The organism is Ligilactobacillus sp. LYQ135 (assembly GCF_053711055.1).
In genome coordinates this window covers 48485-65812 of sequence record NZ_JBSJYT010000010.1, presented here as the reverse complement: position 1 = coordinate 65812, position 17328 = coordinate 48485, and the positions used below count along the sequence as shown (strand labels likewise).

Annotated in this window: 20 protein-coding genes; 16 read left to right on the top strand and 4 right to left on the bottom strand. The window is 33.7% G+C overall.

Annotated elements, in window-relative coordinates; all coding sequences use genetic code 11:
* Positions 1 to 96, bottom strand: a 96-nt coding sequence (locus tag ACWCL1_RS08020) for a glyceraldehyde 3-phosphate dehydrogenase NAD-binding domain-containing protein (RefSeq protein WP_454546244.1), incomplete at its 3' end; no start/stop codon positions are given.
* A gap of 392 nt (positions 97 to 488) precedes the next feature.
* Here ACWCL1_RS08020 and ACWCL1_RS08015 point away from each other — a divergent pair.
* On the top strand, positions 489 to 731 hold the full coding sequence (locus ACWCL1_RS08015) for a transcriptional regulator (RefSeq protein WP_454546390.1): 243 nt from the start codon (positions 489 to 491) through the stop codon (positions 729 to 731).
* A 122-nt stretch (positions 732 to 853) separates the two neighbouring features.
* Entirely contained in the window at positions 854 to 2986 is a 2133-nt protein-coding gene (locus ACWCL1_RS08010) for an AAA family ATPase (RefSeq protein WP_454546389.1), read from the top strand.
* A gap of 287 nt (positions 2987 to 3273) precedes the next feature.
* Here the strand turns inward: ACWCL1_RS08010 and ACWCL1_RS08005 are convergent, their stop codons facing one another.
* A complete protein-coding gene (locus ACWCL1_RS08005; RefSeq protein ID WP_454546388.1) occupies positions 3274 to 3435 on the bottom strand; it encodes a hypothetical protein in 162 nt (53 codons plus the stop codon).
* A gap of 273 nt (positions 3436 to 3708) precedes the next feature.
* On the opposite strand from ACWCL1_RS08005, the gene ACWCL1_RS08000 reads away from it, so the two are divergent.
* The 4 genes from ACWCL1_RS08000 to ACWCL1_RS07985 all read left to right on the top strand — a co-directional run bounded on the left by ACWCL1_RS08000 (position 3709) and on the right by ACWCL1_RS07985 (position 6735).
* Positions 3709 to 4869 (top strand): DUF998 domain-containing protein, encoded by a 1161-nt coding sequence (locus tag ACWCL1_RS08000; protein ID WP_454546387.1) that lies wholly within the window; start codon positions 3709 to 3711, stop codon positions 4867 to 4869.
* 89 nt (positions 4870 to 4958) lie between these two features.
* Positions 4959 to 5165, top strand: coding sequence for a hypothetical protein (locus tag ACWCL1_RS07995; protein ID WP_454546386.1), 207 nt, complete (start codon positions 4959 to 4961; stop codon positions 5163 to 5165).
* 194 nt (positions 5166 to 5359) lie between these two features.
* Entirely contained in the window at positions 5360 to 6106 is a 747-nt protein-coding gene (locus ACWCL1_RS07990; protein WP_454546385.1) for a deoxynucleoside kinase, read from the top strand.
* Between the two features lie 119 nt (positions 6107 to 6225).
* Positions 6226 to 6735: a universal stress protein gene (locus ACWCL1_RS07985; protein ID WP_454546384.1), complete on the top strand. Its 510-nt coding sequence runs from the start codon at positions 6226 to 6228 to the stop codon at positions 6733 to 6735.
* Positions 6736 to 6780: 45 nt separating this feature from the next.
* On the opposite strand, the gene ACWCL1_RS07980 is transcribed toward ACWCL1_RS07985, so the two are convergent.
* Both ACWCL1_RS07980 and ACWCL1_RS07975 read right to left on the bottom strand, forming a co-directional pair.
* Positions 6781 to 7011: a hypothetical protein gene (locus ACWCL1_RS07980; protein WP_454546383.1), complete on the bottom strand. Its 231-nt coding sequence runs from the start codon at positions 7009 to 7011 to the stop codon at positions 6781 to 6783.
* A 7-nt stretch (positions 7012 to 7018) separates the two neighbouring features.
* Positions 7019 to 7360 (bottom strand): hypothetical protein, encoded by a 342-nt coding sequence (locus ACWCL1_RS07975; protein ID WP_454546382.1) that lies wholly within the window; start codon positions 7358 to 7360, stop codon positions 7019 to 7021.
* 125 nt (positions 7361 to 7485) lie between these two features.
* On the opposite strand from ACWCL1_RS07975, the gene ACWCL1_RS07970 reads away from it, so the two are divergent.
* The 10 genes from ACWCL1_RS07970 to ACWCL1_RS07925 all read left to right on the top strand — a co-directional run bounded on the left by ACWCL1_RS07970 (position 7486) and on the right by ACWCL1_RS07925 (position 17315).
* Positions 7486 to 8298, top strand: a complete 813-nt coding sequence (locus ACWCL1_RS07970; RefSeq protein WP_454546381.1) for a Cof-type HAD-IIB family hydrolase — start codon at positions 7486 to 7488, stop codon at positions 8296 to 8298.
* A gap of 104 nt (positions 8299 to 8402) precedes the next feature.
* Positions 8403 to 9158 carry a DeoR/GlpR family DNA-binding transcription regulator gene (locus ACWCL1_RS07965; protein WP_454546380.1) on the top strand — a complete coding sequence of 252 codons (756 nt, stop codon included), beginning with the start codon at positions 8403 to 8405 and terminating at the stop codon, positions 9156 to 9158.
* Complete coding sequence (gene pfkB / locus ACWCL1_RS07960) at positions 9155 to 10069, top strand: 1-phosphofructokinase (protein ID WP_454546379.1); 915 nt, start codon at positions 9155 to 9157, stop codon at positions 10067 to 10069. The genes ACWCL1_RS07965 and pfkB overlap by 4 nt, the downstream gene beginning before the upstream one ends.
* 21 nt (positions 10070 to 10090) lie before the next feature.
* Positions 10091 to 12052 carry a PTS fructose transporter subunit IIABC gene (locus ACWCL1_RS07955; RefSeq protein ID WP_454546378.1) on the top strand — a complete coding sequence of 654 codons (1962 nt, stop codon included), beginning with the start codon at positions 10091 to 10093 and terminating at the stop codon, positions 12050 to 12052.
* A 175-nt stretch (positions 12053 to 12227) separates the two neighbouring features.
* Positions 12228 to 13004 carry a hypothetical protein gene (locus ACWCL1_RS07950; protein ID WP_454546377.1) on the top strand — a complete coding sequence of 259 codons (777 nt, stop codon included), beginning with the start codon at positions 12228 to 12230 and terminating at the stop codon, positions 13002 to 13004.
* Positions 13005 to 13012: 8 nt separating this feature from the next.
* Positions 13013 to 13498, top strand: coding sequence for a M60 family metallopeptidase (locus ACWCL1_RS07945; protein ID WP_454546376.1), 486 nt, complete (start codon positions 13013 to 13015; stop codon positions 13496 to 13498).
* A 14-nt stretch (positions 13499 to 13512) separates the two neighbouring features.
* A complete protein-coding gene (locus ACWCL1_RS07940) occupies positions 13513 to 13725 on the top strand; it encodes a hypothetical protein (protein ID WP_454546375.1) in 213 nt (70 codons plus the stop codon).
* Positions 13670 to 14002, top strand: a complete 333-nt coding sequence (locus ACWCL1_RS07935; RefSeq protein WP_454546374.1) for a hypothetical protein — start codon at positions 13670 to 13672, stop codon at positions 14000 to 14002. Before ACWCL1_RS07940 ends, ACWCL1_RS07935 begins: the two co-directional genes overlap by 56 nt.
* 30 nt (positions 14003 to 14032) lie before the next feature.
* Positions 14033 to 14680, top strand: a complete 648-nt coding sequence (locus ACWCL1_RS07930) for an LPXTG cell wall anchor domain-containing protein (RefSeq protein ID WP_454546373.1) — start codon at positions 14033 to 14035, stop codon at positions 14678 to 14680.
* Between the two features lie 340 nt (positions 14681 to 15020).
* Positions 15021 to 17315: a SpaA isopeptide-forming pilin-related protein gene (locus tag ACWCL1_RS07925; protein WP_454546372.1), complete on the top strand. Its 2295-nt coding sequence runs from the start codon at positions 15021 to 15023 to the stop codon at positions 17313 to 17315.
* Positions 17316 to 17328: the final 13 nt, after the last annotated feature.

Here is a 17328-nt window from a genome sequence, read left to right as displayed (position 1 = left end):
AGCAACGATTTCCAAGTTGTCTGATACTTCAGCAATGCGACGGAATGCTAAACGGCCGATACGACCAAAACCATTAATACCTACTTTTGTAGTCATATTAATATTCCTCCTAAAAGGTAAAATTTTAAATGATGAGAAATCATCATTTCTTAAACAGTTATTATTATACATCTTTAATGTAAAAAATAACATAAAAAACTTTGAAAAAATAAAAAACCCTTCCCAAATTATTGAAAGAACAGACATATGTATAGTAATAGAATTTCTTCTACTACTATTTAGCCTGATAATAATTTGGAAAGGGTGGTGTTATTTCTAACACCAGTTTTATCTTAACATGTTTGTTGTAAAAAACACTTAATTAGGGTTATTTACAAGTAATTTATGTAATTATATAGGAAAGAAAAAATTTTTTGCATTTTTGAGTGTTTCACACTTGTAATATACCACAAATGTAGTATAATTAAAAATGTAGGGATGTGATAGAGATGAAAATCGATATTAAAGGTTATCTCGATCATCAAAATCTAACAATTTATCGGGTGGCTAAGATATCGGGCTACGGTTACACAACTCTACATAAATCATTCAACAAGGAGCAATCAAAGGCTACCTCGATAAATCTACGTGATTTAGATGCCTTAGCACAAGCTCAGCATAAAGCAATGTGGGAAGTGTTAAAAGAGTTAGAAGAAGATTATTTGATGAATGATAAAGATGATGATGAATAGTAAGGTTTTGTAACCGCAGGAAGTCTTGGTTGAGTCACTTTGGGTTTGTGTATCAGTCGGACTTTTTTGTTACTAACTTATCTACTGATATGTATTAAGAAAGAAAACGGAGGTATACTATTATGGCAGATATTCCAGTAGGACCATTTGATAATATGGATGATATTTTTAATCAATTAATGGGAGGTATGAATGGATATAATTCAGAAAATCGCCGTTATTTAATTAACGGTCGCGAAGTTACTCCCGAAGAATTTGCTCAATACCGTAAAACAGGTAAATTGCCAAAGGGAGCTAATGCTCAAGGTAAGATGCAAGCAGGCAAAAATAAAAAAGACGGTATTTTAGAAAAATTAGGACGCAACTTAACTGAAGAAGCACGTGAAGGTAAATTGGATCCAGTGATTGGCAGAAATAAAGAAATTCAAGAAACTGCTGAAATTTTATCACGGCGTACAAAAAATAATCCAGTGTTAGTTGGAGATGCCGGTGTTGGTAAAACAGCTGTTGTTGAAGGCTTAGCTCAAGCGATCGTCAATGGTGATGTTCCAGCAGCAATTAAGAATAAAGAAATTATTAGTATTGATATTTCTGGTTTGGAAGCTGGTACTCAATATCGTGGAAGTTTTGAAGAAAATATTCAAAACTTAATCAAGGAAGTTAAAGAACGTGGAAATGTAATTTTATTCTTTGATGAAATCCATCAAATCTTAGGTGCTGGTGGTATGGGTGGCGATAATGGTTCCAAAGGTTTAGCTGATATTTTGAAACCAGCATTGTCACGGGGGGAAATCACTGTAATTGGTGCTACTACTCAAGATGAATACCACAATACTATTATGAAAAATGCAGCTTTAGCACGGCGGTTCAATGAAGTAGTTGTAAATGCTCCAAGTGCTGAAGATACATTTAAGATTTTACAAGGAATTCGTCCATTATATGAAAAACATCATAATGTTGAACTTCCTGATAAAGTTTTGAAAGCAGCTGTTGATTACTCAATTCAATATATTCCACAACGGAGTTTACCTGATAAGGCCATTGATTTAGTTGATATGACAGCAGCTCACTTAGCAGCACAGCATCCAGTTACTGATGTAAAGGATATTGAAAAGCAAATTGCTAAAGAAAAAGAAAAACAAGATAAAGCAGCTGAAAATGAAGATTATGAAGCGGCTTTAAATGCTAAAACGAAGATTAAAGATTTGCAAAAACAAATTGATAATCATGCACAAGAACAAAAGGTTACTGCAACTGTTAATGATGTAGCGGAATCAGTAGAACGATTAACTGGAATTCCAGTATCAAAAATGGGTGCAAGTGACATTGAACGCTTAAAGACAATTGGCGATCGTTTGAAAGGTAAAGTAATTGGCCAAGATGAAGCGGTTGATGCGGTTGCTCGTGCAATTCGGCGTAACCGAGCAGGTTTTGATGAAGGTAACCGTCCAATTGGAAGCTTCTTGTTTGTAGGACCAACAGGTGTTGGTAAAACAGAATTGGCAAAACAATTAGCCTTAGATATGTTTGGTTCTAAAGATGCAATTATTCGGTTGGATATGTCAGAATATTCTGATCGGACTGCAGTTTCTAAATTAATCGGAACTACAGCTGGATATGTAGGGTATGATGATAATAATAATACTTTAACTGAAAGAGTACGGCGTAATCCATATTCAATCATCTTATTAGATGAAATTGAAAAAGCCGACCCTCAAGTTATCACATTATTATTACAAGTTTTAGATGATGGCCGGTTAACAGACGGTCAAGGAAATACCGTAAACTTCAAGAACACCGTTATTATTGCAACATCTAATGCTGGTTTTGGAAATGAGGAACCAAATGGTAACGAAAAGAAGGACGAAGATATTATGAAGAAGATCGCTCCATATTTCCGTCCAGAATTTTTGAACCGGTTCAACGCGGTAATTGAATTTTCACATCTTACAAAAGATGACTTGAAACACATTGTTGATTTAATGTTAGATGAAGTTAACCAAACATTAGCTAAGAAAAATATTGATTTGAAAGTTTCTGAAAAAGCTAAAGATTACTTGATCGAACAAGGTTATGATGAAGCAATGGGAGCACGTCCATTACGGCGAGTGATTGAACAACAAATTCGTGATAAAGTAACTGACTTTTACCTTGATAATCCAGACGTAAAGCATTTAGTTGCTGATATGAAGGATGGCAAGTTGGTTGTGGAAGAACGTAAAGAAAAAAGTGATCAAAAAGAACAAAGAAAATAAATAATAAAAATAGAGATTGCAATTAGCAATCTCTATTTTTTTGCTCAAAAACTTCATTATAGTGGATTTGGCCATCAATGATTTTTTTAAATGGACGATCAGTAATTTCTTTAATCATAAAAACATCTACAGAACCATCTAAAGCTGAAGTTAAATTCCAGTTAGTAATGGTTGGTAACCTAACTTTTGATAATAATTAGGTGACCAACTAAGTGAATGAAAGCTGCGTTTATATTAGCAGCTCGTTGTTCAAGTTCTAAGATAAGTTGCTTGCCAACACCTTGATTTTAGTATTGAGGATCAACTGCAACAGGAGCAAGAATTAATCCATCTAATGTTTGAGAATCAGTTTCAATATAACCACTACTTAAAAGTCCCATTCCAATCAATTGGTTATTGTGATAAGCCCCAATTTCTAAGTTAGAATCATAATCATTTAATTGGCGCAATGAATGAACGATCTCAACTTCTTCGCTGTAACCAAGATCACTTTGCTCAAAAGCACTTTTAACTACGTGGTCAATTTGAGAATAGTCGCTTTTTTGAATGGTTTTAATTGAAAAATCTACTGAATTTTCCTTTCATGATTTTTTTCATTGTAACAAAATAGAATTAAAGGTGAAAAGTATTTTTAAATAAATTTAAGTGGGCTTTAGAGCATTTGTTCACAATGAATTTGTTATAATGAAAAATAGATTATATTTGTGAGAGGAATATTTAGAATGGCGAAATTAACGGTTTCAATGCCGGATGAATTGATCAAAAAATATGACTTGCATGATGGGGATGATTTGCAAGTTACGGCTAAAAATGGTGAATTAAGATTAAAAAAGACAACGAATGCAACTAATAAACGTCAATTTAACGTTGCTTGGATCATTTTAGCATCCTTAATTACAAGTGTTGTTTTTTGGATTTATATTAATGTGATTCACCTAAAACAAGTTCCTTTAGTCGGAAATGAATCAATTGCAAGTGGTTTGATCGTTTTTGGCGGAATTTCAGGGATGATTATGTTTAGTGCATATTTTATTGCCAATCGGAAAAATATTACGGTTAGTTATTCAGCGTATACATTTTGGCGCACTTTTCCGGTAATTGTAATTTCATTTGTTTTAATGTTGGCACTTGCCTTAATGGGAATTGCTTGGGGAATGAGTCGCATTTTTACGGGAGTAACATTTGGACATTTAACTACCATGGGCTTATTTTTTGTTTTTGTTACCGCCGTTAATTACTTAATGGTGCGAATTGGTTTGGCAGTTAATTATGGAATGCTAACAACATTAATGATTTTAGTGATTACTAGTGGTGCAGTAATGTCAATGGCATCAAATGGACGTGATTGGTGGCAACATAACTTAAGTTTTTTAGGAACTAAACATGCAAATAATAGCTGGCAATTTAACTTAACGCTAGTATTTTCATCGTTATTGATGGTGGCGTTAATTGATTATATTTTTGTTTCATTACAAGAAGTTGTTAAAAATTCATGGCGTACAACGGTTTTACGGTTAATTTTAACTTTAACTGCGCTTGATATGGGAGCAGTAGGGCTTTTTCCAAATAACGATAATTTCCATATTCTACATGATAAAATTGCAGGTTACTTAGTTTACTTGATTATTATTTTAATTGTAGGAATTCGCTGGTTGCTTCCAGAAGTTGGGAAACGCTTTTTAGCAATTTCGTATGCACTTTGTGTTGGTTTAGTGGTTGTTGATCTGATGTTTAAACCATTTTATTTGATTTCCTTAACGGTATTTGAATTAATTGCGTTTGTGCTTGCTTTTGGCTGGATCTTATTATTATTTGATACGATGATTGGAATGGTCGAAGATGATGGACAGGTCTTTAAAGCGCAAATTGAAACTAAGGAATAATGGTAACGAAAATGAATGAAATATTAACAGGAATCATTAATATTTTGCGAATAATCGCATTTGTGAACCTATTTGGTTGGATGATAATAATGGCAATGATGATGCCTAAACAAGGTGATCACCCGGGAAATGTTGATAAAGATAAGGTACAAAAAACTTTAAATCAAAATAAACAAATTTGGCGGCTAGCTTTATTTGTTGCGATTATTCCAGCGGTTTTAGCAATGCTTTTTCCAATTAGTTTACTTCTTTATATTCCAGGATTAATTATTGGGGTTATTATTAAGCGAAAATAAATAAAATTTTTATAATATTATGGTTAAGTAATTCGCTTTCTTTCGTACTATATATAGTGATTCAGCGGTTTTAAAGCCCCAAAATGTAGCTTTATTTTTTAGTTAAATGAGAGTATGATAGATGATGCTGAGTTAATCAGGCAAAAATAGAGGCTGGACTTTACGGTCTCGGAAGAAAGGATGCATCTATCATTTTGATTACACTTTCAGGAATTATTGGATCAGGTAAGTCAAGCCTTACAGAGATCTTATCAGAAGAATTAGGAACAAAAGCATTTTATGAACCAGTTGAAGATAACCCGGTATTACCGCTTTTTTATAAAGGAAATGAAATTGCGGCTAAGAAACGTGCAGCTGGGGACAAAGAAGCAACTAATCCATATGCTTATTTATTGCAAACATTCTTTTTAAATCGTCGTTTTGCAATGATTAAGCAAGCGATGGAAGAAGATAATAATATTTTAGACCGCTCAATTTATGAAGACGAAATTTTTATGCGAATGAATACTGAAATGGGTAATGCTACGGATGTAGAATATGACATTTATAAAAGTTTGCTCGCTAATATGATGGAAGAATTACCCTATGCTTCACATAAAAAATCTCCGGATCTAATGATTATGATCAATGTATCCTATGAAACAATGCTTAAACGAATTGAAAAACGTGGTCGTGAGTATGAATTAGTTGAAAATGATCCATCTCTTGTGGACTATTATCATCGATTATTGAAACAATATGATATTTGGATGAAGGAATACAATGCCTCACCAATGTTAGTTATTGATGGCGATGAATATGATTTTGTAACTAACATGGAAGATCGCGTAAAAGTATTAGAAATGATCGAAGAAAAATTAGTTGGTTTAGGTAATTTAACGCCTGAAAAATTAGCAGCGTTAAAAGAAAAACATAAAATTATGTTAGATGAAGATAAGTAGTAGAAAACTTGGGTTATGCCAAGTTTTTTTATTATATTGAAATGAGTGGAAGCAGTTACTTGAAAATCATGCATGATAAAGCTATCATTAAAATAGATAGGTGAATAGGAGTGTTGATTATGGCATTAGGCTACAAAAATATTTTAGTTGCTATCGATGGTTCAAAGGGGTCAGAAGTTGCTTTATTTGACGCATTGAATATTGTAAAAAGAAATGATGCTCATCTTGACGTTTTATGGGTATTAGATATGAATTCGCTTGAATATGGAAATGCGGGCATCACCCTTGATGGTGAACGTATTTATAAAGAAGTCCAAGAATGCGAAAAATATATGAATGACTTAAAAGAACATTTAGTCGAAGCTGGACTAAGACAAGATCAAGTTTCTGTCCACTTACGTTTTGGTAATCCAAAAACAGTTATTGTTGAAGATTTTCAACCAGAATACAAGAATGACTTGATTATTGTTGGTGAAACAGGGAAGAATTTGATTAGAAGAATTATGGTAGGATCAGTTGCAACTTACGTTATGCGAACAGCTAGATGTGATGTAATGGTTGCAAGAACTCCTGAAAAAGTTGTTTCAAAAGATATCGAAAATGATATGGATGACATTGAAGAAGAATAATAAAAAGTAGGTAATCAATGTTTTGACATTGGTTGCCTACTTTTTTTATTCTTTATTTTTATTTTGACGTACTTTTCGAATAATAAACTGAATTCCAATTGTTAACAGTGAAGTAAAGGTGCTAAGCAAAACAAAGTCAACAACTAAAAGAACAATTACTCCAAATGTTAGTTGTGGATTCAGTGTAAACTTTTGAATCGTTACTGCTAAAAAACCAGCTAAAAGAATAGCGTTGGCAATAAAAATTAAAAGTAAATTTCGTTTTAAATTTTTCATAGTATCTTTATTCACTTCCAACGATTAAGCGCACTTGTTGTCCCATGTTTTCCCAGAATTTATATGGGTTATCTTTGAAATCATCAGCAAAGGTTTTAAAGCCATCGCGTGGAACTAATTCCCCTAAACGTTCACTCATGGCACCTCGAACCCATAATTTTTCGTCTTCAACATCCCATAAAACTGTCCAGTAAGAATCTTCTAAGGCTTCATCAAATAAATCTTGTGCTCCAGAAATAATAGTGTCACGTAAAACGCCTTTCTCAGTCGCATTTGGATAGCCGTTTGATTGAAGCCAACTTAATTTAGTAAGAACTTCAGGATAGTCATTTGGAATCATGTTAAACATCTAAAAACCTCCCTAATAAAGTCTTTGTTTACATTTTACAAAAAAATTCCTTTTAGGAAAAGATTTTACGCGTGAGTTTATGGTATTCTGAGTTTAATAAGAAAACGTCGAAAAGGGGATAAATAATGACAATTAAAATGATTGCAACTGATATTGATGGTACCTTAGTAAATGATGATAAAAAAATTACGACCCGAACACTCAAAGCTTTGAAAGCAGCACGTGATAAGGGTGTTTATGTGGTTTTGTGTACTGGACGCCCAGTTTCTGGGATTCAAAACTATTTAGATGAACTCGGATTAACTGGAAAAAATGACTATGCAATTACATTTAATGGTGCACAAGCAATGAATGTGGGCACCAATGAAATTATTTTTGAAAATGACATTACATATGAAGAATATGTAGAATTCGTCAAAATGAGCTCGAAGTTAAATATTAAAGGACAACTAGTTACTCCTGACTCGCAATTATATGTGACAGATAAAGATATTAGTAAATATTCAGTCATTGATGCCTTTTATACTAATATGCCACTTCATTATCGGAATTTAGATGAGGTAGATAATAAAATTAAGGGAACTAAATTTATGTGGGTAGATGATCCTGAAAAAATTGCTCAAGCAAGTGATCATATTCCACAAGAAATTAAAGATAATTATTATGTAGTTTTAAGTGCACCATGGTTTTTAGAATTTACTAATCCACTAGCAACGAAGGGTAATGCAGTTTTAAAGTTAGCTAAAACACTTAATATTAAACGTGATGAAATTATGACAATTGGTGATGAAAATAATGATTTAACAATGCTTGAAGAAGTTGATTTAAGTGTTGCGATGGGAAATGGTAATCAGCGCATAAAAGAAGTTGCTACAGTTATTACTGATGATAATAATCATGATGGTTTAGGAAAAGTAGTTGAAAAGTATGTGCTTTAATGAATAAGTAGACTAAAAATTGATCATAAAATTGATTATTTTTGACTGAATGTGATTGAAAGTGATTATTAATGATGATAGAATGAATTACGGAGGGAATGAAAATGCTTGCAGAAGAACGGCGACAAATAATTTTAGATATGCTAAAATCCAATCGAATTGTTAAAGTTCAAGAGATTTGCAAACGCACACATTGTTCAGAATCATCGGTTCGACGAGACTTACAAGTCCTTGAAGAACGGGGATTGCTTGAACGTGTTCATGGAGGAGCTAAAATTAATTATGCCTTACAAAACGAACCAGATATGTTTGGAAAAGCATTGCAAAATCCAAATGCAAAAGAAGCAATTGGAAGACATGCTGCCATGCACATTAATTCGGAGGATGTAATTTTTTTGGATGCTGGAACAACTACATTAGCAATGGTTGATTATTTGCCCCAAAATAAGGGAATTACAGTTGTGACCAATGGCATCTTGCATGCATCTGCGCTTGCAGAACGACATATTCAAACAATTTTGTTAGGGGGACAACTTAAAGCAACAACTAAAGCAATTGTTGGAATTAATGCAATTGAGCAATTAAGTAAGTTACGCTTTAATAAGGCTTTTCTCGGAATAAATGGAGTGCATCCACTTGATGGATATACCACTCCTGATCCAGATGAAGCGGCGATTAAAGAATTTGCGTTGCAAAAATCACAACATACATTTGTTTTAGCAGACTCTTCTAAATTAAATGAGGTATCATTTATGCAAGTTGCACCACTCAATGCAGCAACTTTAATTATTGAGCCAACATCTGCAAAGTTGCTTCGTTCATTTACGAAACAAACAACAGTTGAGGAGGTCAAACGATGATTTATACAGTTACTGTTAATCCATCGATTGATTACATTGTGCAGTTAAAAGAACTAACATTAGGCGAAGTTAATCGAATGGATTACGACAACATGCTTCCAGGTGGAAAGGGAATTAATGTTTCTAGAATCCTAAAAGAACTTGGTCACGATAGTGTTGCATGGGGATTTTTAGGTGGCTTTACCGGTGATTTTGTGAAAGATTCGCTTGAAAAAATCGGATTAAAGACTAACTTTACTTCAATTCAAGGAAATACACGAATTAACGTAAAGATTAAAGCGCAAGCAGAAACTGAAATCAATGGTAAAGGTCCTAAATTAAATGATGCTGAATTAGAAGCCTTTAAAGCACAATTTGATCATTTAACAGAAGATGATACTGTTATTTTTGCAGGAAGCTTACTTCCAGGATTAGGGGATGATTTTTACTTTGATTTAATCAAAATCATTCGCCAAAAAGGTGCTCAATTTGTAATTGATACAACTGGTGATAGTTTATTAAAAACCTTGCCAGAACATCCTCTTGTTGTAAAACCTAATAACCATGAATTAGCAGATATGTTTGGGGTCCAATTTAATGGAATCGATGACATTGTAAAGTATGCTAAAAAGTTACTTGAAATGGGTGCACAAAATGTGTTGATTTCAATGGCAGGTGATGGTGGCTTAATGGTTACTAAGGATAAAGTTTATCGTTCACTTGCTCCTAAGGGAACTGTTGTTAATTCAGTTGGTGCAGGAGATTCAATGCTTGCAGGATTTACTGGTACATTTGCTAAAACAAAAGATGTAGTTGAAGCTTTTCGATATGGTTTAGCTTCAGGTTCTGCAACTGCTTTTTCAGAAGATTTAGCAACTCGTGCTAAAATTGATGAAATTTTACCACAAATTAAAATTACAGAATATAAATAGGTTTAATAAGGAAGTGTTAGCATGGACATTCGTAAATTGTTGATGAAAAACATCATGATTATGGACTTAAAAGCAACGACTAAAGCAGGCGTAATTGATGAAATGGTTCATAATTACTATGAAAAAGGCATCATTGATGATGAAGAATTATACAAGAAAGATATTTTAAAGCGTGAAGCAGAAGGCTCAACTGGAATGGGCGATGGAATTGCAATTCCGCATGCTCACGATAAAGCAGTTAAACAAGCTGCTGTAATGTTTGCTAGAAGTAAAGCTGGAGTTGATTTTGACTCAATGGATGGTCAACCAACGCACTTATTCTTTATGATTGCAGCTCCAGAAGGTGCAGATAATACTCACTTGCAAGCTTTAGCTGCATTATCACAAGTATTAATGAATCCAGATGTAGTAGCTGCATTGAAGAAAGCGGAAACTCCAGATCAAGTGCAAGATATTTTCGCAAAGGCAATTGCTGAAAAAGAGGCACAAAATAAAGCTGAAGAAGAAGCTAAAAAAAATGCAACTTCATCAGATAAACCATATATTGTAGCTGTTACAGCATGTCCAAACGGAATTGCACACACATACATGGCAGAAGAAAACTTGAAGAAAGCTGCTAAAAAGCTCGGGGTTGACATCAAAGTTGAAACAAATGGTTCTGAAGGTATCAAGCATAAATTAACTGCTGATGAAATTAAACGTGCAAAAGGTGTTGTTGTTGCTGCTGATAAGAAAGTTGCAATGTCTCGTTTTGATGATAAACCATTAGTGAATCGTCCAGTTACAGCCGGAATTAAAGAACCTGAAAAATTGATTCAAGAAGTGTTAGATGGCAAAGCACCAATATATCATTCTGCAGGTGATGATGCTGAAGAAAGTACTGAGGAAAAGGCAGGCGGAGTATGGGCTAACATCTACAAACAATTGATGAATGGGATTTCCCACATGCTTCCATTTGTTATTGGTGGTGGGATTTTAATGGCCCTTTCATTTGTAGTTGAAAACTACATGGGTGGTCCTAATTCTGAGGCGTTTATTTTCTTAAATAACGCTGGAAATATGGCATTTGCATTTATGGTTCCAGTGTTAGCAGGATATATTGCTGAATCAATCGGTGATCAACCAGCCTTGATGCCAGGTTTTGTTGGTGGTTTCATGGCAATGGCTTACAAAGGTGCTTTTGGTGGAGCCTATATTGCTAATATTCATCATTCTGCAGGTGCATCTGCTGGATTCTTAGGCGGAATTGCTGCTGGTTTCATTGCTGGTTATATTATGGTTGGTTTGAAGAAGTTATTTGCTAAATTACCTAAATCACTTGAAGGTATGAAACCAATGTTATTGTATCCAATTTTAGGATTACTCTTTATTGCATTGATCATGTACTTCATTATCAATCCAATCTTCTCAGGAATTAACTTAGCAATTACTCACTTCTTAAACAGTATGGGAACAGGGAACTTAGTACTGTTAACTACATTGTTAGCTGGAATGATGGCATTTGACATGGGTGGTCCAGTAAACAAGGCAGCTTATGTATTTGCTTCAGGTGCATTTGCAAATGATCCTCATTCAGCAATAGCTGCAATTTTAATGGCTTCAGTTATGGTAGGTGGAATGATTCCTCCATTTGCTACTGCTATTGGAACAGCATTATTCAAGAAGAAATTTACAAAACAAGAACGTCAAGCTGGTGTAACTAACTGGGTATTAGGATTCTCATTCATTACAGAAGGTGCAATTCCATTTGCTACTGCTGATCCTTTGCGAGTAATTCCATCATGCATTGTAGGTTCAGCTGTTGGTGGCGCAATTGTTGGATTACTTAAAGTTGGTGTTCCTGCTCCTCACGGTGGTTTATGGGTAACTCCATTAGCAACTAACTGGATTGGATATGTAGTTGCCACAATCGTAGGCGCAATTATTGCTGGTTTAATTTTAGGATTTGTAAAGAAAGATGTTTCTGAAGATCCATATGAATAAAAATAATAAAATTTAACAAAAAAAGCAGTTAAAGGATTTGATATTCGTTACGTCCTTAACTGCTTTTTATTTTTAAGTAAAATTATAAAAATGTTTGTGATTTATTCTTGAATATTAATATATTTTTACTTTATAATTTGATTTTGGCGAGATATGAAAAGAATGGTTTAAGGATATGATTCTAAATAAGACTTTAACTAAAACGATGGCAGTTTTAGGAATAAGTACAATCGGTGTAGCCACATCTGCACCAATTTTCAATGCACAAGTATTTGCTTCATCGGATATTATTACAAGTGCAAATACTTCACAAGCAATTGATGTTTCATATGTTTCATCAAGCGAAGCCATCACTGGAACAAAATCAATTTATACTTTACCCAAACAACCATATAAAAATGTAAGTATGCCAAGAGGAGCAAGTCAAGATCGCCAAGCATTAGGATATATTATGCAACCTGGTGCGGAATTGACGATTACAAATAATAGTGATACTCCAATTGTAATTACATTATGGACAAACGATTCACAAGCCATGCCCAAGGCAATAACTATAAAACCACATCAAAATGCTACAATTACAGCACTTAACCCGCCAGTAGAACATACTAATTCTAAGGGCGAAGCAGTGGGCTCAGCTAATGATGTGGATTTAGTTCCATTCATTAATACACCTGAAGGAGACTTACCAACTGAAATTTCAATTGATTTTAGTTTAAGTGGTTCACATAAAAAAGTTCCCGTTTATAATTATGAAAATGATGATCAAGAAGAATTTTTGAAAAACTGGGCAGAAGGTGACAGTTATGCAATTATTGAAGGGAAAATTTTCCAAATCTTGCTTCCAACTGATGATCGTGAGTATGTAGAAAATATGAATGAGGCGCCTAAAGGATTTGACAAAAACGGGAATTCTGTTGCCATAGGTGCGAATATGTATGTCGGAACTTAAATGATGTATTGCATTTATATGATGATATTTTATTCCCAACATACAATAAGTTAGTCGGTTTATCAGAAGATGCAGATGAAGTTTATAATCAATTAGTTAACTATAAGTACTTCTATACTGCAGATTCACATGGAGCTGGTGGTGCAAGCTATACTGCAAGTCGCACAGAAGTGTATAGTTATCGTGGGTGGCAGTGGCTTCAACCAGAATGGGTGATTTTCCACGAAACAGGTCATGGATACCAATCAAATTCATTGAAAAATCCCGATGATCATACTGGTGAAGTAACTAACAATATTCTTGCAGGCTATGTTTATTATCATATTTTATATAAAGATAATCTTGAATTAGCCGATAGGTTCTTCAATGGTGACAAGAAAGCTACTGAAACTAAGATGAATGGCATTTTGAATGATCTTCAATATAATTGGCAATGGAATACGATCTTACCAGATGGTAAGAACTTAGGTGGATTCTCAAAAATATTGGGGTGATTTTACTTTACAATATGGTTGAAAAGATGGACTTTGATGCGTGGACAGAAGTTTACCAAGCAAATCGTGTTCAATACTATAACAATGCAAACCCTGAAAATCCACAAAACTTATACGATTTAGTTTCACAAGCTGTGGCTAAGCAAGGCTATGATTATAATGCTATTATGGATGAAATGGGATGGCTTACAACAAGTCATTCAGCTGAAAACACAAGCAGCACGTGATGCTCAAACTCAGGCAGTTAACTTCTTGTGGTACTTAATGCCTAACTTAGTATTCCAATCAAACTACATATTAGTAACTCCAGATCAAATGGAAAAACTTGGATTATATGGGTCAACAACATTAGAATTTAATGACTTACCAAATGATTGGGGTGGCAAAGCAGCTACATTGATGAATGGTGATCAAGTTCAAGGCCAATTTATAATTTGGACCAGATGGCAAGGCACAAATTGTAGGTGTCCCAGTTGGAACATATACACTTGTATTACCAGATAATAATCATACTGTTGATACTACTATGTAACAGTGAAATACAATGATCTAGAATTTACAAATACAACAAACGTTAAGAATGATGGTTCATCAAGTTCTTTATCATCAAGTAGTAGTTCATCAAGTAAAGTGACAACAAATAGCAGTATACCAATTGCAAGTTCATCAAGCAAAGTAGCAAGCAGCAGTGTCCCAATTGCAAGTTCATCAAGCGGAGTAGCAAGCAGCAGTGTCCCGATTGCAAGTTCATCAAGCGAAGTAGCAAGTAGCAGTGTTCCAATTGCAAGTTCATCAAGCGAAGTAGCAAGTAGCAGTACTCCAATTGCAAGTTCATCAAGCGAAGTAGCAAGCAGCAGTGCCCCAATTGCAAGTTCATCAAACGAAATGACAAGTAATAGTGTCTTAGTTGTAAATTCATCAAGTGAGATAGCATCAAGCGTGAGATCATCATTAAAAGAAACAATAAATAATTCATCATTTGATTCAAGCGATAGCTCATCCTCAAAAATAGGGACATATATAGATGGAACAAATATGGATCAAGATACAAGTGAACGAACAATTAAGAGTAAACAAAATTTACCTCAAACAGGTGAAAATATAACCATAGTAGCTAATATTACAGGAATATTAATATTTTTTGCAATTAGTTTTATAAAGATTTTAAAACGGAGAAAATAATTTTGGAATTAAAATTAATGTATTTTGTTTTTCAATATAATTGGATAATTTTTCTTACAATATTCATTAGTTATAATGCAATGAGGAGATATGAATATTAACGAAAGTAAAATTTAATTTTTGGTCTACAGTAATGTTGAGCTACTGTGATTTTTATACTATGTCTTTAGATTGGGTATGAAAGTAAATGGAGAACCTCCGTCTTACTATGGAGAAAATAAGTTATACAAGAAATGTATTTAGTAAGTATGAAATATTTCGTCCCTAAAAAGATTGTGCGCTATATATTTATGTGTTAAAATTGAAAGCTGAAAATTAACATTCTAGAGGGAGCTTTTTTATGAAAAAATTACTAAATAAGGTCATACTTATTATAACGATTTTCTTTAGTTTTATAATTTTTACAGAAAGAATACATGCTAAAGAATTAAATCCTAATGACTATATTACAAATGTCCAGGTAAATCCTTCTAGTTTTACCAATGGACAAAAAATTAGTGTTTCTTATGATTGGAAAGATAATAAAGACAATCCTATACAAGCAGGAGACACGATGTATATTCCTTTCCCAGATTCGAATGTATGGGTTCAGGGGTATGAAAGTTCTGACATTTTAAAAACGTCAGATGGGACGCCTATTGCTAATATGCAAGTAACACACGAAGGTATAACATTAACTTTTTTAGATTCAATAAATAATTTACAACCTGACACTGTTTCCGGAACTATAAAGGCTTATGCTTATATGTATACAGATATGGGATCTTCAGATACTGTAGATAAAACTGTATCTTTTTTGCCAGATAATAATTCGGATAGTGAAACATCTTCTGTTGGGAATGTAGATGTAACTATTAATAAAGCTGTAGTAGGTAATGGATCAACAATCATAGATACGTCGAAACCATTTGTAACGAAAAGTGCAGGAAGCAATAAGGACAATGTAGAAACATGGAACGTACAAATTTCGGTTACAACTTTAAAAGAAGCGACATTTACAGATTATCCAGGTAATGGTTTAACAATTGATGCAGATTCTTTAAAATTCGATGTTGTTGGATCAGCTAACTCTGAAAGTGGATTAGTCGCAGGAAAGTCATATACTTTATCTGATTTGATAGATAAAGGAATAGTAACTTCAGATTCAGGTGTGCAAGATAATAAGATTGTTTTACATTTTAATACATCTAAGTTACAGAATATGTGCTTGCATTTATCCTATAACACTAAATCCGAAGAAAGTTCTGATATTCCAACATATACCAACAAGGGGCAATTGACAGGTACTGATAAAGATGATGTGCCTTTTGATGAATCTGATGTTGCAACTACGCAAAATATGAATGCTTCAGGAACTATAACAGGTACTAAGAATGGAAGTATATCTATTCAAAAATTAGATGCTAATAATATGAAGTCACTATCGGGAGCTGTTTTTGAATATGATACGTCCGATGATTTTACTAATTCTAAAACAGTTACAACTAATTCGTCTGGAGTTGCAGAGATTACAGGGTTATCAGATGGGACTTACTATCTTAAAGAGAAAGAAGCACCTGATGGATATTCATTAAATTCTAATGTATATACGTTTACGGTTAAAGATGGTAAAGTGGGGACTTTAACGTTATCAGGTAATAAATTAGATGCTAATATTATTTATGATGAACAAAATGCTGGATTTGAGTTTAAAAAAGTAGATCAAAACGATAAGGCTGTTGTAGGAGCAGTATTTAAGTTAACATCAAGTGATGGAAATTCATATTCTGCAATTTCATCATCAGATGGAACAGTATCTTTTAGTGGCTTGTCAGATGGAGAGTATACCTTACAGGAAGAATATGCACCAAATGGATATGAAATCAATTCTACTAAGTACACTGTTACTATTAAAGATGGAAAAGTAACTACAGATTTAACAGATAATAAAGTTATTGATAATAAAACCGATTCGTCGGCAACAGAAAGTAGCTCATCAAGTAGCAAAGAATCAAGTTCATCATTAGTGAAGAGCTCATCAAGTAGCAAAGAATCAAGCTCATCATTAGTGAAGAGCTCATCAAGTAGCAAAGAATCAAGCTCATCATTAGTGAAGAGCTCATCAAGTAGCAAAGAATCAAGTTCATCATTAGTGAAGAGCTCATCATTAAACGTTGAAAGTTCATCAAGCAGTCAAGAGAACTCATCATCAAACGTTGAAAGTTCATCAAGCAGTCAAGAGAACTCATTATTAAACGTTGAAAGTTCATCAAGCAGTCAAGAGAACTCATCATCAAACGTTGAAAGTTCATCAAGCAGTCAAGAGAACTCATCATCAAACGTTGAAAGTTCATCAAGCAGTCAAGAGAACTCATCATCAAACGTTGAAAGTTCATCAAGCAGCAAAATGAACTCATCATCAGTAGTATCATCTTCATCATCAAAAGAAGATAATGGTAACGTAGTTGTAACTGGATCAAACAATAACAACAACCATGGAAATGGCAATGGTCAAGGAAACGGTAAGGTCCAAGGAAATGGATACGGTTCAGGTTTACCACAAACCGGTGAAGAACAAACTGCAATTACAATTCTTGCAGGTTTTGCAATTTTAGCATGTGTGACTGTTGCAGTTACATTACGTAAGAGAAAATAAATTGTAAAATAAA